The organism is Croceicoccus ponticola (genome assembly GCF_004004515.1).
In the GTDB taxonomy this organism is placed as follows: domain Bacteria; phylum Pseudomonadota; class Alphaproteobacteria; order Sphingomonadales; family Sphingomonadaceae; genus Croceicoccus; species Croceicoccus ponticola.
Genome location: NZ_RXOL01000001.1, coordinates 429,302 through 447,094, shown reverse-complemented (window position 1 = coordinate 447,094; position 17,793 = coordinate 429,302). Strand labels below are relative to the sequence as shown.

The window sequence follows — 17,793 nt, the reverse complement described above, 5'->3', positions numbered from 1 at the left end:
CCGCAAGCTTCGACGCTTGACCATCCCCCCGCTGTGGACGTAGCGCAATTGTCATGCCGAACCGCAGCGAAACCACCCCGTCCAGCATCGAAACCCGCCGAGTTGCAGGAACCGCCCGCGTGGGCGTGACGCGGCACCTGTTGCCGTCAGTGGAACATCGCATGGCGGAACTGTTCGATGTCACCCTCAACTGCGAGGATCGGCCGCTGACGCGCGAAGAAATGGTCGCGCTGATGCAGGGCAACGACGTGCTGGTTCCCACGGTAACCGATCATATCGACGCTGCGCTGATCGAAGCCGCGGGCCCGTCGCTGAAGCTGATTGCCAATTTCGGCGCGGGCACCGATCACATCGACCTTAAGGCCGCGCGGGCCAAGGGCATTATGGTCACCAACACGCCAGGCGTATTTACCGAAGACACCGCCGACATGACGATGGCGCTGATCATCGGCGTGATGCGGCGGATGCGCGAAGGCACGCGCATGATCCGGCGCGGCGAATGGTCGGGTTGGGCACCATCGACGATGCTGGGCCGCAAGCTGGGCGGCAAGGTGCTGGGCATCGTAGGCATGGGCCGCATCGGTCAGGCCGTAGCCCACCGCGCCCGCGCCTTCGGCCTCGAAGTCGCCTATCACAACCGTCGCCGCCTGCCCGAAGCGGTCGAACGGATGCTGGGTGCGCGCTTTGTCGAAACGCTCGACGAATTGATGGCTACCGCCGACATCATCACGCTGCACTGCCCGGCGACATCGGGTACGCAGCGCCTGATCGACGCGCGCCGCATCGCGCTGATGCAGGAATCTGCCGTGCTGGTGAACACCGCGCGCGGCGATCTCGTCGATTACGACGCGTTGATGGATGCTCTCGACACGGGGCGTTTGTGGGGCGCGGGGCTCGACGTATTTCCCGAAGAGCCAAAAGTCGATCGCCGCCTGATCGACCACCGCAACGTCATGACTCAACCCCACCTTGGCAGCGCGACCGAAGAAGGCCGCGAACAGGCTGGCGAACGGGTCATCGCCAATATCCGGACTTGGGCCGACGGTCACCGTCCGTTGGATCAGGTGCTCGAAGGCTGGGCCTGATCTAGGCGATCAGGACTCGGTGGGTTCGTAACGCAGGATACCTGCGACACCGCCACCGCCATCGTTGGGATGCCGGACCCCCTCATTGACGATCACCTCGGTAAAATCGAACGGGCTGACCCCGTCGATGCACGCGACGTTGATGCCGTATTGCGTCGGGTCCGAGCGACGCTGATGGTGCGTATAGATGCCGCACCGCCTGCAGAAGTAGTGCTTCGCCTCACCCGTGTTAAAAGTGTAAAGCGTCAGCAGATCTTCACCGCGAGTCAGTTCGAAATCGGCCAGCTTTGCGCCGACTGCAACTGCGCCACGCATCCGGCAAATCGAACAGTTGCAGCGCCGCGCGCTGCCAAGATCGACTTTCGCGACGAACCCGACCCCACCGCAATGGCAGGCGCCGGATACGTCACGAATGTCGGTTCCCGTCATCAGTCGCCCATCAGGATGCGCTCGACCAGTTCCTTGACCGTTGGCGTATAGCCGTTGGAATAAAGCGGGTCCTGCTTGAACCGATAGGCTGCGTGCCCGGCAAAGGCGAGATTTTCGTCGAGCGGACCGCCATGGGCAATATCCTGCAGGGTCTTCTGAATGCAGAAGCTGCGCGGATCGGCGAGCCGGCCGGTCGTATAATCGTCATGGTCCTTCCACGACGAAAACCCGCAGTGCGACAGGCAGCCCATGCAGTCGGCCTGATCCTTGCGGATCGTTTCGCGTTCCTGCGCCGTCACGAACACCACCGTGTCGTCGGGCGTCTTGAGCGCAGTGTCGAACCCTTCGGCGGCAAAGCCACGCGCGCGGTCGCGATCGTGCGGCGTGACCCAGAAATTCTTGCCCTTCACTCCAACATCGAGCTGGGCCGTATGGTCGCCCGCTTCGACCCGCGAATAAGGGATCTGACGTTCCGAACGCGCTTCGAGATTGCGCAGGAACGGGTTGCGGACCGCGGACGAATAAAAGCCCGTCGGCGAAAACTTGTGCAACAGGATGTCGCCGGGCTCCAACGTGCGGAGCATGTCCTTCCACCCTTGCGGAATCGGGCTTTCCTGCGTCAGCAAGGGTCGTGTGCCGAACTGGAACGCGATCTTGCCGATTTCCGGATTGTCGATCCAGTCATCCCATTCGCGAAGGCACCAGACGCCGCCTGCCATGACGATGGCGGTTTCCTCGCTCACGCCTTCCTTGCGCATCGTTGCCCGCAATTCGGCGACGCGGGGATAGGGTGCCTGCGGCACACGCGGATCTTCGGCGTTCGACAAGCCGTTGTGCCCGCCCGCCAGCCACGGATCTTCGTAGACGACCGCGGCCATCAGTTCCGGCACCTTGGAATAGGACCGCTTCCACAAGGCGCGGAACGCGCGGGCCGAAGAAATGATCGGCAGGTAGTGGACGTTGTAGTGCTGGGCTATTTCGGCCAGCTTGTAGGGCATGCCCGCGCCGCAGGTCACGCCGGTGACGAGACCCTTGGTCTGATCCAGAATGCCTTCTAGCACCGCCTGCGCGCCGCCCATTTCCCACAGCACGTTGATGTTGATCGCGCCGTTGCCGCCCGAAATCTCGTGCGCGCGTTTCACCTGTTCCGCGCCGCCGTCGATGGCATAGCGGATCAGCTGTTCGTGGCGTTCGCGGCGGGTCAGCTGTTCGTAGACCTGCGGCACGATCTTGCCCTCGGCGTCATAGCTGTCGGCGTTGACGGCGCTGACCGTGCCGATCCCGCCCGCTGCGGCCCATGCGCCGGAACTGGCATGATTGGATGCCGAAACGCCCTTCCCACCCTCGATAAGCGGCCAGACTTCGCGGCCGCCGTAATTGATGGGCTGCAGTCCCTTGAAGCTCATGTCCTGTAAGTCCCGGTTTTCTGCGGGTCTTGCCCGCTTTTCGAAGAAGGATCGCGCGCGCCCGTCGCGACTTCCTGGCGGCAGGTCTCGATGTCGGCAGGGTCCGGTCGCGGACCCTCCGGTTCGAAGCGGGCGTAATAACCGGCCAATTCGGGCCGGCGGATGAATGTGGCAAGCCGGAAGCCCACCGCCTCGAATTCGCAGAATAGCAGCGCGGGCGGAATGCCATGTTCGCCTGTCGGCCGATCTACATCGACGACAACGACCTGACCGTCATCCTTCAACGCTGGCCGCAGCCGCCACAGAAAGGCATAAGGTTCGGATACTTCGTGGTACATGTGCACCAGGAAAACGCGATCGAAGCTCTTTTCAGGCAAGTGGGGATCATCGACCGCCCCGCGCTGGATCGAGACGTTATCGAGCCGTTCACGCTGGACACGCACGGCCAGCCGTTCGAGAGCACCCGGATCGATATCCTGCGCAAGAACACGGCCCCGCTTGCCGACGCGTTCGGCCAGGCGCGTGGTATAATACCCTTCGCCCGCGCCGATGTCGGCGACCGTCATCCCTTCGCTGATGTTGGCGAGGTCCATGACCATCGTCGCCTCGTTCCTGTCGTCACGGGCGCGTTCGTTGGAAAATTGATTGCTGGTCGTCTGCGAAACCGGACGGTCCGCTTTTGGGAAGATGCGCGCGCTTTCGGGCCGACCATCAGCGCTGGTGTCGGTGATGTCGCAAGCCGACAATCCCGAAACCATGACCGCTATGGCAGCGGCCGCGACAAGGACGCGCGCAGGCGTCAATCGACGTCCTCCACTTCGACCGCCTCGCCCGTCACCCGTTGCGCCAGAGCAGCGGAGATGAACTGATCGAGCCCGCCATCCAGAACGTCCGTCGGATTGGTAGACACGTGACCGGTGCGAAGGTCTTTTACCTGCTGATATGGTTGCAGAACATAGGACCGGATCTGGTGGCCCCAACCGATCTCGGTTTTGGCAGCGTATTCACCGGCGGTGACTGCTTCGCGCTCGGCCAGTTCCTTTTCGTACAACCGCGCTTTCAACATGTTCATCGCGGTCGCGCGGTTCTTGTGCTGCGAACGGTCGTTCTGGCTGGCGACGACGATCCCTGACGGCATGTGAGTGATGCGCACCGCCGAATCGGTGGTGTTGACGTGCTGCCCGCCCGCACCCGACGCGCGATATGTGTCGATCTTGAGGTCCGACGGATTGATGTCGATGTCGATATCGTCGTCGATAACCGGATAGACCCACACCGAACTGAACGACGTGTGCCGCCGCGCGCTCGAATCGTATGGGCTGATCCGGACCAGACGGTGCACGCCGCTTTCGGTCTTGGCATAGCCATAGGCGTTCTCGCCCTTGATCAGCAGCGTCGCGCTCTTGATCCCGGCCTGTTCACCAGCGTGATAGTCGACCAGTTCGACCTTGTAACCGCGCCGTTCGGCCCAGCGCGCGTACATGCGCTGCAGCATTTCGGCCCAATCCTGGCTTTCCGTGCCGCCGGCACCGGCGTGAACTTCGATGTAGGTATCCGCACTATCGGCTTCGCCCGAAAGCAATGCGCCCACCTTGTCCGCGTCGGCCCGCCCGGCCAAGGCGGCCAGCGTGTCGATCCCGTCCTGCACGGTGGCGTCGTCGCCCTCGGCCTCACCCATTTCGACGAATTCGATCGCGTCGGCCATTTCGGCGCCAATCGTCCTGACCGCGCCGATCGAGCTTTCAAGACGGCCACGCTCGCGCATGACTTCCTCGGCCGCCTTGGGATTGTCCCACAACGTCGGGTCCTCGACCCGTGCGTTAAGCTCGTCGAGACGGCGCAGCGCGGCGTCCCAATCCAGCGAACGGCGGATGAGTGCAAGTGCCGCTTCGATGCGGTCAATATAAGCCTGCCCTTCGGCACGCATGGTCATTCTCCGTAAATCGGCGGCCCGCTTAGCCCAGCCTTGCTACTAGGGAAAGTGGCTGGGGCGGCATAATCGCTACGGGCGCTACGGTTTTTGCGATGGCGACGTCCTGGTTCGGCGCTCTCTCGCTATTTCTTCAGTGCCCTGACGGCTGCAAGCGTACGAGCGACATGCTCCCGCCAGTCAAGATCCGAATGGACCATGACCACTCGGCCATTGGGAGCGATCACATAGGACGTGCGATTGGTCATTTCGCTCCCCATGCCGGGACGATTGAGCGCGACGTCATAGGCGCGGATCAGGCCGGGCGTTGCGCGGGCGACGGCGAATTCGTCGCGGCAGGCTTCGGTCGAAAACCGCTTGAGCGTTTCGATGTCGTCGTTCGACATGCCGACGACGCTGGCTCCGGCCGCGCGAAAATCGTCCATCGCTTCGGCAAATGCATTCGCTTCGAGCGTGCAGCCCTGCGTGAACGCCTTCGGGTAAAAATAAAGTACGACCGGACCCTTCTTCAAGGCCTCGTGCAAGTCAAAGCGGAACGCTTTGCCGGCTAGCGCGCCGGTCGTGTCGAACATGGGTGCGGCTGCACCCTTTTTCAGCGCGGCTGCCGCAGGCTGAGCCACGCCAAGGAGAGCAAGCGCGCCGATGGCAGCCGCAACGGATAAAGCGAGTTTCTTCATGGGCGTTAGATGGGCCCTGGCACCTCGAAAGTCCACGGATTTGCGATCAGTAAATGCCGCCCTGCTGCTCAAGGAAGGTTTCGTCGACGCGGCGTGGATTTGCGGTTGTCGCCTTGCGCTCCTCCATCGCGGCCTTCAGCGCGGCGATGGCGGCGCTGCGTTTTTCTTCGAGCGTCTGGCGATCGAGCGAACGGCGGGGCTCAGTGTCCGGCTTGAAGGCTTCCCAGATGGTCGCGGGCTTGTCTTCCTGCGTCGGCCAGCCGTCGAATACGCGCTTGCCGCTGCGGCGGTCGACGCGAACCATGCGAATACCTGCCGGCGCCTTGATGGGCTGGGTCGGCCAGCGCGGCTTCGTTTCCTCGATCAATTGCTTGATGATCGGGCCCGCAGTATTGCCGCCCTGCACCCATCCGCCCAGATTGCGGGGCTGGTCGAACCCGACATAAACGCCGGCGACGATATCCGACGACCCGCCGACGAACCATGCGTTGGTCGGGCCCGATGTCGTCCCGGTCTTGCCAAAGATCGGCAGGTCAAGGCTGCGCAGCCGGACCGCTGTGCCGCGCGTGACGACACCTTCGAGCATGTGGACGACCTGATAGGCCGTGCCAGCGTCCATCACCTGCTTGCCGGCATCGGTCAGCCGAGGCATCGCCTTGCCGTCCCATTTAGGCGCGTTGCACGTCTCGCACCGGCGCTTGTCGGCTTTCCAGATAACCTTGCCGTTGCGGTCCTGAACATAGTCGATGACGGTCTGTTCGTACTGCTTGCCGAGATTGGCGAGCGCGGAATAGGCGTTTACCATCTTGGCGACCGTCGTGTCTCCGGCGCCAAGCGCGAACGACAGGTAGTTATCGTATTCGCCGATCCCGACCCGGCGGAACGTGTTGGTCACGTTTTCCATGCCGGCATCGTTGGCGATGTGGATCGTCATCAGGTTGCGCGACTGTTCAAGGCCCCAGCGCATCGTCTGTTGCCCCGCCCCGCGTTCATTGCCGAAGTTACGGAAGCACTTTTCGCCAAGACCCGCACCCTGCCAGACGCAGAACGGCCCGTCTTCGACCATCGTGGCGGGGGTCATGCCCTGATCCAGCCCGGTGGCATACACAAAAGGCTTGATCGTGGAGCCGGGCTGACGCTCTGCCTGCGTTGCGCGATTGAACGAGCCGAGCCGAGCATCGAAGCCGCCCTGCATTGCCAGCACACGGCCGTTGTGCGGGTCTTCGACAACCAGCCCGCCCGAAACCTCGGGGACCGTGCGCACGACCCACTCCGACTTGTTCTTGGGCGCAGCGACGATGACATCGCCAGCCTTCAGGTTATCGGGAAGCCCCGATAGCGGATATTCCTCGCCATCGGTAAAGCCGATCCTGGCGCGCTCGCCGCTGCGCGATGTGACGACGCCGACCTTCCAATCCTGATAATCGAGCGCGAGGTTGGAGACGATGAGCTGGGTCTGCCAGTTGTCGTCCATGTTCACCCGTGCGATCGGGCCGGTCCAGCCCTTGCCCGCATGATAGCGCAGCAGTCCGGCGCGCAGTGCGTCGCGCCCGGCCTTTTGCATCTCCATGTCCATCGACGTGCGCACCCACAACCCGCCGGAATAGACCGAATTGGGGCCGTCGTCGGCATTCTCGCCGAATTGGTCGATCAACCGGCGACGCACCTCTTCGACGAAATATCCGCCTGCGGGATCATAGAACGCAGAACGACGCGGCACGAGGCCGAGCGGCTGACGCTTGGCCGCATCCGCTTCGGCGCGGGTCGCCCAACGGTTTTTCACCATCTGGTCGAGCACATAGTTGCGGCGCGCTATCGCCATGTCCTTGAACTTGGCTCGGCCATAGCGTTCGGGCGCCTTGGGCAGGATCGCAAGGAAAGCGGCTTCGTGCAGCGCAAGATCCTTTACGTCCTTGTCGAAATAGGCGCGGGCCGCGGCCTGCACGCCAAAGCTCTGGCGGCCGAGCGGGATTTCATTGAGGTAAAGTTCGAGGATCTGTTCCTTGCTCAACACCCCTTCGATGCGGCGGGCCAGGATCATTTCCTTGAGCTTGCGGGTGACCGAATACTCGTCGCCGACAAGGATGTTCTTCGCCACCTGCTGGGTGATGGTCGATCCACCCTTGGCGCGCTGGCCGCTCCCGATCTTCGATGCATAGTCGACGACTGCACCGATCAGGCCGCCGAAATCGACACCGCCATGGGTCCAGAACGTCTTGTCCTCAGCCGCAAGAAACGCATTCTGCATCTGTTCGGGAAAATCGACGAAGCGCAGCTGCACACGGCGTTCGCGAGCATAGCTGTTGACGATTTCGCCATCGATACCCCGCACCATCGTCGGCAGGGGCGGCTGATAAGTCAGCAAGCGGTCAGCCGAAGGCAGGCCCGCACCAATTGCAAAATAGGCGGCGATTGCCAGCACCAGCCCGGCAATCGAAAGTCCGGACACCCAGCGGAACAGGCGGCTTTCACGCCAGCGCGTGGCCACATGGGTGCGCAATACGGCGAAATCGCCCTTGGCGCGGTCGAGGTACGTGTTGAGTTGCGATCCGACGGTCATCGGGTCGGCTCTAGCACGGAGATTTTGGATGAGGAAAGCCGCTTCGCGACAGATCGTGCATCGGAACGCTAATCGTCATGGTCTCTTTGGCGCAAGCAAGTGGGTCAGGATCGCCTTGGCCAACGCCTCGGCGACCTCTGCGCGCCGTGCATCGTCTTGCAGCCTTGCGGCATCGGCGGCATTGGTGAGATAGCCCGCCTCGAACAGGATCGAAGCCATTTCGGGCGAACGCAGCACGACGAAATTGGCAGAGCGGCGGAACGGTTGGTGCACCGGCATGCGGCCAACCGATTCGCGCTCCACCGCCCGTGACAGTCGCGCCGACCCAAGCGCAGTCTCGCGCCGCATCAGGTCCGCCAGGATCATGGCAACATCGTCAGCGCCGTTGCCGAGGTCGATGCCGCTCGCGCTCTCGTTCTCGATCCGGGCGAGCGCCTGCGCTTCGCGGTCCGATGCCCGTGCGGAAAGGACATAGGCATTTGCCCCCATCGCATCGGCAGTGGGCGCGCTGTCGGCGTGGATCGAAACGAATATGTCGGCGCCGAGCGCTTCGCCCAAGGCCGGGCGTTGTTCCAGCGGCAGGAACCTGTCCCCCTCCCGCGTCATCGCCACCCGCACGCCGCCGAACGCCAGCAATCGGGCCCGTACGTCGACCGCAAGGGCGAGGACTACGTCCTTTTCTCGTTCTCCGTTCTCTCCACTGGCACCTGGATCGAAACCGCCGTGACCCGGATCTAACACCACGAGCGGGGCCGCATCGCCTGTTCCGCCCGATGTCACGATGCGCGGCAGGCCCTCGTCCTGCGGTGATGGCAGGGCGCGCCGCACCACCGCCTCTCCGCCGCCGGGAAAAGCGAGGCCGGATGCGATGCCGACGACCAGCCCGCCAACAATTGCGCCCGCCAACATTATGCGGTTGCGCGGCAACGTGCGCAAATCGGCTTTCCCTGCCGCCTTGCCAGCCGCGAGCCCGATATCGACGCCGTCGCTCTCCATGCCTTGCCTATCGCCCTCGCACGGCGCGCAAGCAAGCGCATGGGGCCCGAACATGCTCAGATTGTTGCGCGACCGCTGCTTTTTGTTGCCGGATCGCAGCGGCGGTGTTAGCACTGCCGGCAACCGGGGCAATCAGGCCTGCATGGTTTTCAAGCCCTTCCCCAGCATCGCGCCTCTTGCGCGACGGAGCGGAAGCGGCGCCCTCGAGAGGGGGCAGGAAACCGCGTCGGACCCGCGATTGGTATCAGCCCGGTACGCCAGGTGCAGTTTCGCTGTCCGGTATCGCCGACATTTCTGTTTGGCGTGCCGCGCGAAGCACTACTGGCGCAAGTGGGTAAGAAGTACTTTATGGCCGAAACAGCATCGAATGCAGCGGATCGCTTGCCCACCGGGCCGGTCGCTGTCGATGCCGTGCGCGTTGCGACGCGTTTTTTCGGTCAGATCGAAACGGCCGTTTCCAACCGGCCATATTCTAACTGGCAGGCGCGCAATCGGCAGCTTGCCTTCATTTTCGACCCTTTCGCGCCGGAAGGCGGGCCTGATGCCCGACCGCAGCGGCGCGCTTTTGCAAATAGACGCGCGACCCCGGGACAGCGGCATGCCGCTCCGCCCGGGCTTTCGCGCGCATGGAGAATAATCGATGTCAACGCGCATGCTGATCGACGCGCGCCACCAGGAAGAAACCCGGGTGGCCGTCCTCAAGGGCAACAGGATTGAAGAGTTCGACTTCGAGTCGGCCGAACACAAGCAGATCAAGGGCAACATATACCTGGCCAAGGTAACGAGGGTCGAACCCTCACTGCAGGCCGCGTTTGTGGATTTCGGCGGCAATCGCCACGGTTTCCTCGCCTTTAACGAGATCCATCCCGACTATTACCAGATCCCCAAACAGGATCGCGACGCGCTGCTCGCCGAAGAGGCTGAGCATGCCGAAGAAGAAGCACGCCTTCGCGCCGAGGACGACGCCGACGAAATGTCGGGCGATAACAACGACGACCACGACATCGACGAAGACGACCGTCACGACGAAGCCGATTCGCTGGCCGAGGAACTGGCCGACGGCGATGACGGCGTCGAGGAAATGGACGGCTCCGAAAAGGACGACGTCGCGACGATCGAGGACGGCAACGTTTCGGGCTCCGACGACGACGATGCGGACGATAACCGCCCCCGCCGCCGCAACCACAACAAGGGCCGCCGCCAGGGTGGCAATCGCGGTCGCGCCGCCGACGAGGCACGCGCCAAGCGGCTTGCCCTGCGTCGTCGCTACAAGATCCAGGACGTGATCCAGCGCCGGCAGGTCCTGCTGGTGCAGGTCGTGAAGGAAGAGCGCGGCAACAAGGGCGCTGCCCTCACCACGTATCTCAGCCTCGCGGGCCGTTACTGCGTGCTGATGCCGAATTCGAGCCACGGCGGCGGCATCAGCCGCAAGATATCGAGCGCCAGCGACCGCAAGCGCCTGAAGCAGATCGTGTCCGAAATGTCGCTGCCGCGTTCGATGGGCTGTATCGTCCGCACTGCCGGACTTTCGCGCACCAAGCCCGAGATCAAGCGCGATTTCGATTATCTCGCCCGCCTGTGGGACGAGATTCGCGAACGGACGCTGAAATCCAGCGCGCCCAACCTGATCCATTCGGACAGCGACCTGATCAAGCGGGCAATCCGCGACATCTACAACCGCGAGATCGAAGAAGTAATCGTCGAGGGCGAGCAGGGTTATCGCTCGGCCAAGGAATTCATGAAACTGCTGATGCCAAGCCACGCGCGGCGCGTGAAGCAGTATGCCGACCCCGTGCCGCTGTTCCAGCGTTACGGCGCCGAAGACCAGCTTTCGGCGATGTACGACCCCGTCGTGCAGTTGAAGTCGGGCGGCTATCTCGTCATCAACCCGACCGAAGCGCTCGTTTCCATCGACATCAACTCGGGCCGTTCGACCAAGGAACACGGCATCGAGGCGACGGCGCTGTCGACCAACCTCGAAGCGGCTAAGGAAATCGCCCGCCAGCTGCGCCTTCGCGACATGGCCGGGCTTGTCGTCATCGACTTCATCGACATGGAGAACAACTCCTCGATCCGTAAGGTCGAGAAGTGCATGAAGGACGCGCTGAAGAACGATCGCGCCCGCATTCAGGTCGGTCGCATTTCTGGCTTTGGCCTCATGGAAATGAGCCGTCAGCGCCTGCGCACCGGCGTGCTGGAAGCGACCACCCGCGAATGTCCGCACTGCGACGGCACGGGGCTTGTCCGCACGGCATCCAGCGCCGGCCTGTCGGCGCTGCGCCTGATCGAAGACGAAGCGGCCAAGGGCAAGGGCACGGTCATCTCGCTGTTCGCCAGCACCGAAGCGGCGATCTACTTGCTGAATTCGAAGCGCGCTGACCTTGCCGAAATCGAACACCGTTACGGCGTCATCGTCGAAGTGGTCCCCGAAGGTGAAAACGAAGGCGCGAAAATGCGCGTCGGTTCGTCAGGTCCCAAGCCCACGAATGCGCCGAAGTTCGAACTCGTCCACGACTACGACAACGACGACACGTCCATGGACGAAGAAGAAGACGAGGACTTCGAAGAAGAGGAAGAGCAGGAAGAAACGCGCAGCCCTGCACAAGGTGCTCGCCAAGGTGCTGCAGCAGGCGCCGATGCGGGACCGGGAGCTGGTTCGGATCTGGACGAGGACGGTCAGCCGCGCCGCAAACGTCGCCGTCGCCGTCGGGGCGGTCGCCGCAACCGCACGCGCGATCAGGAAGACGGTTCTGAAAACGGCGGGTCGGACGAAAATGGCACCGAGTCTGATGACGACGATGGCTACGATGGCGACGATCGGACCGAAGACCGGACTGACGATGACAGCGCTGCGAACGAGCCTGCCGAGCCTGTGCTGGCCGAGAGCGTAACCGACGAAGCGGATGAAGGCGCGCCCAAGAAGCGCCGTCGCCGCCGTCGTCGCAAGCCCGATGACAACGCTGCCGAAAGCGGCGCTGACGGCGAAGGCGAAAGCGAGCAGGCCGAAGAAGCGGCAGTGGCGCCTGTGGCCAAGAGTTCTGGGACTTCGGTCGCAGAAACGGCCGTGGCGAACGAAGCCCCGGCAGTGGAAGCTGCCTCGGACGAGGCTGCTCCGGAAGGTGAGGAAAAGCCCAAGAAGCGTCGCACGCGCCGCAAGAAGGTCGACGCAGAAGCCACCGGCGCGACGTCCGAGGATGCGGCGCCGTTAGATGCGGCGCCTCCCGAACCCGCGCACGCAGAAGAAGCGACTGCCGAACCGGCAGCGGCAGAGGATGGCGAGCCCAAGCCGAAGAAGCGCCGCACGCGCAAGAAGGCAGAGCCGAAAGCCGACGCGGTTGCCGATGAAGCACCTGTGGTCACTGAGACGCCCGCAGCCGGCGAACCTGTCGCCACGACTGACGATATCGTCGTCAAGGCTCCTGTAGCCGAAGTCGCGCCAAAAGCGGACAAAGCACCGGTTGCCGCTAAGGCATCGGAAGCCGCCAAGGCATCGGAAGCCGAAAGCGAAGACGGCACCGGCGAACCGCGCCGCGGCTGGTGGCAGCGTACGTTCGGCGCCTGATCCCACGACGGTGAAATGAGATCGACTGCGGGACCTGCGCCATATGCGCGGGTCCCGCATCGGTCACCAGGGGATCGGACTGCCGTCCCAGGCAAAGAAGCTACCGCTCTGCGCGGGGCTCAGGCTTTCCAGAACGTTCAGCAATTGCATCGCCGCCCGATCGGCATCGAACAGTTTTTCGGGTCCGACATTGGCTTGGAACGGCGCCGACAGCGAAGTGTCGACCGTTCCGGGGTGCAGAACCACGGCCAACGCGCCGGGATTGCGACGGCCCAGTTCAATCGCGAAGTTCCGGACCAGCATATTGAGCGCTGCCTTTGACGCGCGATAGGCGTGCCAGCCGCCAAGGCGGTTATCGCCGATCGACCCGACCCGCGCCGAAAGCACCGCGAATTTCGCCGCCCCTTCGCGCGACAGTCGCGGCAGCATGTGCTTGGCAACGACAGCGGGGCCGGTCGCATTGATCGCAAAGACCCGCGCCATGGCATCGGGATCGATCGCGCTCCACGTCCGTTCCGGCCTGATCGCAGGTTCGTCCTGAAGTATCCCCGTCGCCACGATCACCAGATCGAGCGGACCATTCCGGACCATCGTTTCCGCCGCATCGGCGATCGAGGCTTCATTGGTCAGGTCAAAGCGAAACGAACGGCGCTTGCCGCTGTCCGGCACCGCCTGTGAACGAGAGCCGGAATAGACGACCGACACATCATCCCTCGCCTCAAGCCTTGCGACCAGCGCCGCGCCGATCCCGCCACCGGCCCCGAAAACCGCGCAGCGCATCTACGCACGCCCTTCGGACTGCATCAGGCGACGCACCAGGTCCAGGTCGGCTTCCTTGTCGACATCGACCGCCACCCTTCCATCGCGCGCGGCGACGATGCGTGCATCGATCCCGGCCTGTCGCCCGATGCGCGCGACCATCGCCTTGATCGACAACCTGCCGAGCACGAAGCGGACCAACGTCCCCCAGCCGAGGCGGGATGCCATGCGGAACGGGCGCTTGCGGTTCGCTTCGACCTCGCTCCACATCGCGATCCCCCGTCCCGCAGCCTCGGTCCGCAACAGGAACAAGTTGCAGCCCGTCCAGTGTCCATCGGCCAACCGCATCCACGTCCGCTGCGTGCCGGGCACATCCCTTTCGACTACGTCACGACTGGCCAGCAGGATCGAAACATCCCCTTCCCCCGCGGCGTCTGCCACGAAATCGCGGACCCATGCCCCTTGCAACAGGGCGTGATCGGCGGTCGTCACCAACAGCGGCGCACCGAAGGCAACAAGCGCCGCACCGACGGTCGCGCTGGGGCCGCTTTGCGCGGGCGTGACGTCCGCCCCGTTGGCACGGGCGAGCGCGGCGACATCGTCGCAATTTGTCGCCACCACGACCCGCCCCACGCCCGCATCGTGCAACGCATCGCAGACTCGCGTTAGGATCGGTTTGCCCGCGACCACGATCAGCCCCTTGTGGATGACCCCCTGACGTTCGGCAAAGGGATCGCCACTCGGGCGGACCCCGGCGAGCACGAGTGCGGTCATCGCGGACAAGTCTGTTTGTTCCATAACCGCCATCCTAGCGGCCTCAGCCGGTTCGGCCCAGCATCGCTTGCGCCTTTTTCCCGGGTCTCGACCACCTTTCAAAGTTGCGAGTCGCCATGCGGGTGCCTAAGCGCGAGCCAATGGAAAATGAACACAACATCCCTGCCGTGGTTTCTGTCGGCGATAACCCGACGAAGCTGTGGGGGCTGACCATGGCGGAGCGCACGGGACGGCTTGCCAAGGCCCAAGGCCTGCCGACAGAAAGCGTTGGCCCCGTCATCCTCGCCAATGCGGATTTCGCCTTCGATCCGCTATGGTTCCGCCATATCGTCGCGAACCCGCGCCTTATGGTGACCGTGGGCGGTGTCCCCGCACTCGCTCACGCGGTCGATGCGGCCAGCGCGCAGGATGTGCGCCACGCAATGGAAACGCGCCGCGCCCCGTCCGATGGCGCCGCCTTCACGGTGGTGCGTTTCGAAGATGGCCCGATGATCGAGGACAAGCAGCTGCGCAAGCGGAACACGCCCTTCCTCATGGCCTTGACCCCTGACACTGTGCGGCAGATCGAACGGGACAGCTATTCGGGCGCCTACAAGGGCGTCACCGACCTGCTGACAAAATACCTTTGGCCGGAATGGGCGTTCGTTCTGACCCGCATCGCGGCGAAACTGCGGATCACGCCGAACATGATCACCGTCGTTGGCGCGATCATGTGCGTGGCGGCCACTTTCGCTTTTGCCTATGGCCATTATTGGTTGGGCATGGCGATGGGGCTCGTGTTCATGGTGTTCGATACCGTGGACGGAAAGCTGGCCCGCTGCACCATCACATCCAGCAAGCTTGGCAATGTGCTCGACCACGGTATGGACCTTGTGCATCCGCCGTTCTGGTGGTGGTTCTGGGCGATAGGGCTGACATACTGGGGACTTGGTCTGTCCGGCCAGACATTCTGGCTGGTGCAACTTGCGATTCAGGGCGGCTATGTCGTGCAGCGATTGATCGAGGGCGCTTTCATGGCTCGTAACGACCAGATGCACATTCATGTCTGGCGGCCGTTCGACAGCTGGTTCCGGCTGATCACCGCAAGGCGCAATCCGAACATGGTGATCCTGTTCGTCTCGATGCTTTTCGCGCGGCCCGATATCGGGATCATCGCGGTGGCATGGTGGACTGTAATTTCCCTGATCGTGCACATGGTGCAACTGGTGCAGGCGGAGACCGCCCGCAAGCGGGGGGGCGGCCACCTGACCAGTTGGCTGGCAGGAGAAGGCGCTTGAACGAAACGATCCGGAAATTCGGCTATCCCGCGACACTGTTGCGCGAATACGAGCACTGGGTCATCCTGCTTCGCCCCGCACAACCCACGCTTGGCAGCATGGTTTTGGCGGCAAAATCGGATGCTACCGAATTTCATGCCCTGCCCGACGCCGCCTTTGCCGAACTCAAGCAGGTCGTGACCGCCATCGAAACGGCTATGACGAGCTTTGTCGGCTATGCGAAGATCAACTACCTCATGCTGATGATGGTCGATCCGCATGTCCATTATCACGTCATCCCCCGGTACGAAGGCAGCCGCACTTTCGACGGTGTGGAATTCGAAGATGCCGGGTGGCCGGGCATACCCGCGCTCGGCACCTCCGTCGTGCCCGAACCATCCACACTCCACGCGCTGGTGTCGGCCATGTCGGAAAAACTTGCCTGACCATGCGCCTGAATGTCGTTGCGATCGGGGGCAAGCACCAGCTTCCACACTTCATTCCATTGGTGATGAAGTTGCACGAACGGGGATTGGTGAAGCCGAAGATATTCGTGCCGGACCGCGAACATCGCGAATTCATCGAAATGCTCGCGACTAGGCTGAAGTTGCCCGTCCCGCCCATCGTGATCATGAAGCTGCCCTATGCCATCGAACGATGGGTCCGGGGAAAACGCTTCCGCCTGCTCTGGTGGGCGCGAAAGTTGCGGGATGCTGATGCGCTGCTTTCAGCCGAACGAACCAGCACCATTCTCACCCGCCTGCCTGGAAAGTGCCCGCGTTTCCTGCACATCCCGCATGGTGCGGGAGATGGGGCGAAAGGCTTTGAACCCCGGCTGAAACGGTTCGATGAGATCCTGACGGCGGGCGAAAAGGATCGCCAGCGGGTCGTCATGATGGGCCTTTGCCCCGATACGCGGGTCCACGCGGTCGGCGGGGTCAAGGTCGCGACACTGACTTCGACAGTCGAGCCGGAAAGAAGGTTTTCGAACAGCTTGCCGACGGTTTTCTACAACCCGCATTTTTCCGAGCGGCTCGGCACGTTTCATCAGGTCGCTGACCGGCTGATCGACGAGATCGAGCGTGATCCCCGGTACAATCTGGTGCTTGCTCCCCACATCCGTTTGGCGGAAAAGCTGGACGCCGCCGTGCGCAAGCGCATGGAAAGCCGTTCGTGTGAGCGGGTCATCGTGGACTTCGGTTCGGATTTATCCTGCGACATGACCTACGCGCGGACAAGCGATCTTTATATCGGCGACGTCAGCAGCCAGGTCTACGAATTCATCATGCGGCCAAGACCGTGCCTGTTCTTGCGACAGGGGGATACCGACTGGCTCGGGAATCCCGACTACGCGATGTGGAAATTCGGACCGGTCATCGGGCTTGATGCGCCGCTGATCCCCGCCATCGACGATGCGATCCGGACTTTTCCTGCCTATCGCGCAGAGCAGGAAACGGGGTCAGCCCATGCGTTTGCCGGCGATCGGCTGGCGCCGGACCAACTCGACAAAATCGCGATCGCGGTCGAAAGCATCTTGGCGAACGTCACCCAACCCAGCGGTCGGTAAGTTCCGTTGCGATCTCGATATCGTTGAGGAAGTCGACTTCGGCCCAGTCCATCCCTTCGATGAATACGGTGCCGACTTTCCCCGTGTCGGCGATCATGTCGATCACCTTCAGATACCAGTGGTTCACGCCGTCGGGCGTCCGCATCGTCTGGCGCACGGCTTCGCGGAACAAGTCGACGCCCTCTCCGCGAAAGGCGAGAAAGCCAATCGATTCGGCGTTGCTGACATCGGCGGTCAGGGTCTTGCCGATGCGCACCAGCCGCCCGTCTCCCTCACGCGACACCTTCATGTCGTCGCTGTCATAGGCGGCTTTTACGTCCACCGTCACCGCAATCGGCCAGTCTGAACCCGCCTGAACCCGATTCACGATGTCTTCGGATATCAGCGTGTCGCCGTTGAGGATGAGGAAATCGCCGCGCATTTCTTCGCGCACGATCCAGCATGATCCCAGGTTGTCGGCGACCTTGAAGAACGGGTTGAAGTGGCAGCGCACCTCAACGCGTGGATCGTGGATCGCGGATAGGTGTTCTTCTACCATGTCGGTCATGAACCCGGTGACGACATCGATCCGTTTTACCCCGCCACGGGCCAACATTTCGATCTGCCAGGCGATCAGCGAACGACCGGAAAAGTCGATCAGGCATTTCGGGCGTTCGGCGGTCAGCGGCAGCAGGCGCGAGCCCTGCCCGGCGCTCAACAGGATGGCATGTTCGATCATGGTTGCGACCTTTAAGGGCAGCAAAGGCGCGTAGCAACGCCTGCTTGTCGTCGCAAAGATTTGCCGTGCGACTT

15 protein-coding genes are annotated in these 17,793 nt (G+C 62.8%); 5 read left to right on the top strand and 10 right to left on the bottom strand.

Annotation, left to right across the window (positions count from 1 at the left end):
• The first annotated feature begins 53 nt into the window (after positions 1–53).
• Positions 54–1,085 carry a 2-hydroxyacid dehydrogenase gene (locus EKN06_RS02160; RefSeq protein ID WP_127611220.1) on the top strand — a complete coding sequence of 344 codons (1,032 nt, stop codon included), beginning with the start codon at positions 54–56 and terminating at the stop codon, positions 1,083–1,085.
• Between the two features lie 9 nt (positions 1,086–1,094).
• Here EKN06_RS02160 and EKN06_RS02155 read toward each other — a convergent pair whose 3' ends face one another.
• The 7 genes from EKN06_RS02155 to EKN06_RS02125 all read right to left on the bottom strand — a co-directional run bounded on the left by EKN06_RS02155 (position 1,095) and on the right by EKN06_RS02125 (position 9,083).
• Positions 1,095–1,514, bottom strand: coding sequence for a GFA family protein (locus EKN06_RS02155; RefSeq protein WP_127611219.1), 420 nt, complete (start codon positions 1,512–1,514; stop codon positions 1,095–1,097).
• Positions 1,514–2,920, bottom strand: coding sequence for an NAD(P)H-dependent flavin oxidoreductase (locus tag EKN06_RS02150; RefSeq protein ID WP_127611218.1), 1,407 nt, complete (start codon positions 2,918–2,920; stop codon positions 1,514–1,516). The genes EKN06_RS02155 and EKN06_RS02150 overlap by 1 nt, the downstream gene beginning before the upstream one ends.
• On the bottom strand, positions 2,917–3,678 hold the full coding sequence (locus EKN06_RS02145) for a class I SAM-dependent methyltransferase (RefSeq protein WP_127611945.1): 762 nt from the start codon (positions 3,676–3,678) through the stop codon (positions 2,917–2,919). The genes EKN06_RS02150 and EKN06_RS02145 overlap by 4 nt, the downstream gene beginning before the upstream one ends.
• 41 nt (positions 3,679–3,719) lie before the next feature.
• On the bottom strand, positions 3,720–4,847 hold the full coding sequence (gene prfB / locus EKN06_RS02140; protein WP_127611944.1) for a peptide chain release factor 2: 1,128 nt from the start codon (positions 4,845–4,847) through the stop codon (positions 3,720–3,722).
• A 128-nt stretch (positions 4,848–4,975) separates the two neighbouring features.
• Positions 4,976–5,527 carry a peroxiredoxin gene (locus tag EKN06_RS02135; RefSeq protein ID WP_127611217.1) on the bottom strand — a complete coding sequence of 184 codons (552 nt, stop codon included), beginning with the start codon at positions 5,525–5,527 and terminating at the stop codon, positions 4,976–4,978.
• Positions 5,528–5,573: 46 nt separating this feature from the next.
• Positions 5,574–8,087, bottom strand: coding sequence for a penicillin-binding protein 1A (locus EKN06_RS02130; RefSeq protein ID WP_127611216.1), 2,514 nt, complete (start codon positions 8,085–8,087; stop codon positions 5,574–5,576).
• Positions 8,088–8,162: 75 nt separating this feature from the next.
• Positions 8,163–9,083 carry an N-acetylmuramoyl-L-alanine amidase family protein gene (locus EKN06_RS02125; RefSeq protein WP_164843899.1) on the bottom strand — a complete coding sequence of 307 codons (921 nt, stop codon included), beginning with the start codon at positions 9,081–9,083 and terminating at the stop codon, positions 8,163–8,165.
• Between the two features lie 640 nt (positions 9,084–9,723).
• Between EKN06_RS02125 and EKN06_RS02120 the strand changes: the two genes are divergently transcribed.
• A complete protein-coding gene (locus tag EKN06_RS02120; RefSeq protein ID WP_127611214.1) occupies positions 9,724–12,645 on the top strand; it encodes an Rne/Rng family ribonuclease in 2,922 nt (973 codons plus the stop codon).
• A gap of 63 nt (positions 12,646–12,708) precedes the next feature.
• On the opposite strand, the gene EKN06_RS02115 is transcribed toward EKN06_RS02120, so the two are convergent.
• Positions 12,709–13,425 (bottom strand): SDR family NAD(P)-dependent oxidoreductase, encoded by a 717-nt coding sequence (locus tag EKN06_RS02115; protein ID WP_127611213.1) that lies wholly within the window; start codon positions 13,423–13,425, stop codon positions 12,709–12,711.
• On the bottom strand, positions 13,426–14,202 hold the full coding sequence (locus EKN06_RS02110) for a nucleotidyltransferase family protein (protein WP_127611212.1): 777 nt from the start codon (positions 14,200–14,202) through the stop codon (positions 13,426–13,428).
• A 116-nt stretch (positions 14,203–14,318) separates the two neighbouring features.
• Here EKN06_RS02110 and EKN06_RS02105 point away from each other — a divergent pair, with 116 nt between their 5' ends.
• From EKN06_RS02105 to EKN06_RS02095, 3 genes are read left to right on the top strand one after another with little or no spacing between them, the layout of a single operon-like run.
• Complete coding sequence (locus EKN06_RS02105) at positions 14,319–15,455, top strand: CDP-alcohol phosphatidyltransferase family protein (RefSeq protein WP_127611211.1); 1,137 nt, start codon at positions 14,319–14,321, stop codon at positions 15,453–15,455.
• Entirely contained in the window at positions 15,452–15,880 is a 429-nt protein-coding gene (locus EKN06_RS02100) for an HIT family protein (protein WP_127611210.1), read from the top strand. Before EKN06_RS02105 ends, EKN06_RS02100 begins: the two co-directional genes overlap by 4 nt.
• Before the next feature lie 2 nt (positions 15,881–15,882).
• Positions 15,883–17,001, top strand: coding sequence for a glycosyl transferase (locus tag EKN06_RS02095; protein ID WP_127611209.1), 1,119 nt, complete (start codon positions 15,883–15,885; stop codon positions 16,999–17,001).
• Here the strand turns inward: EKN06_RS02095 and EKN06_RS02090 are convergent.
• Positions 16,979–17,719 carry a phosphocholine cytidylyltransferase family protein gene (locus tag EKN06_RS02090; RefSeq protein ID WP_127611208.1) on the bottom strand — a complete coding sequence of 247 codons (741 nt, stop codon included), beginning with the start codon at positions 17,717–17,719 and terminating at the stop codon, positions 16,979–16,981. The genes EKN06_RS02095 and EKN06_RS02090 overlap by 23 nt on opposite strands.
• Positions 17,720–17,793 lie beyond the last annotated feature (74 nt).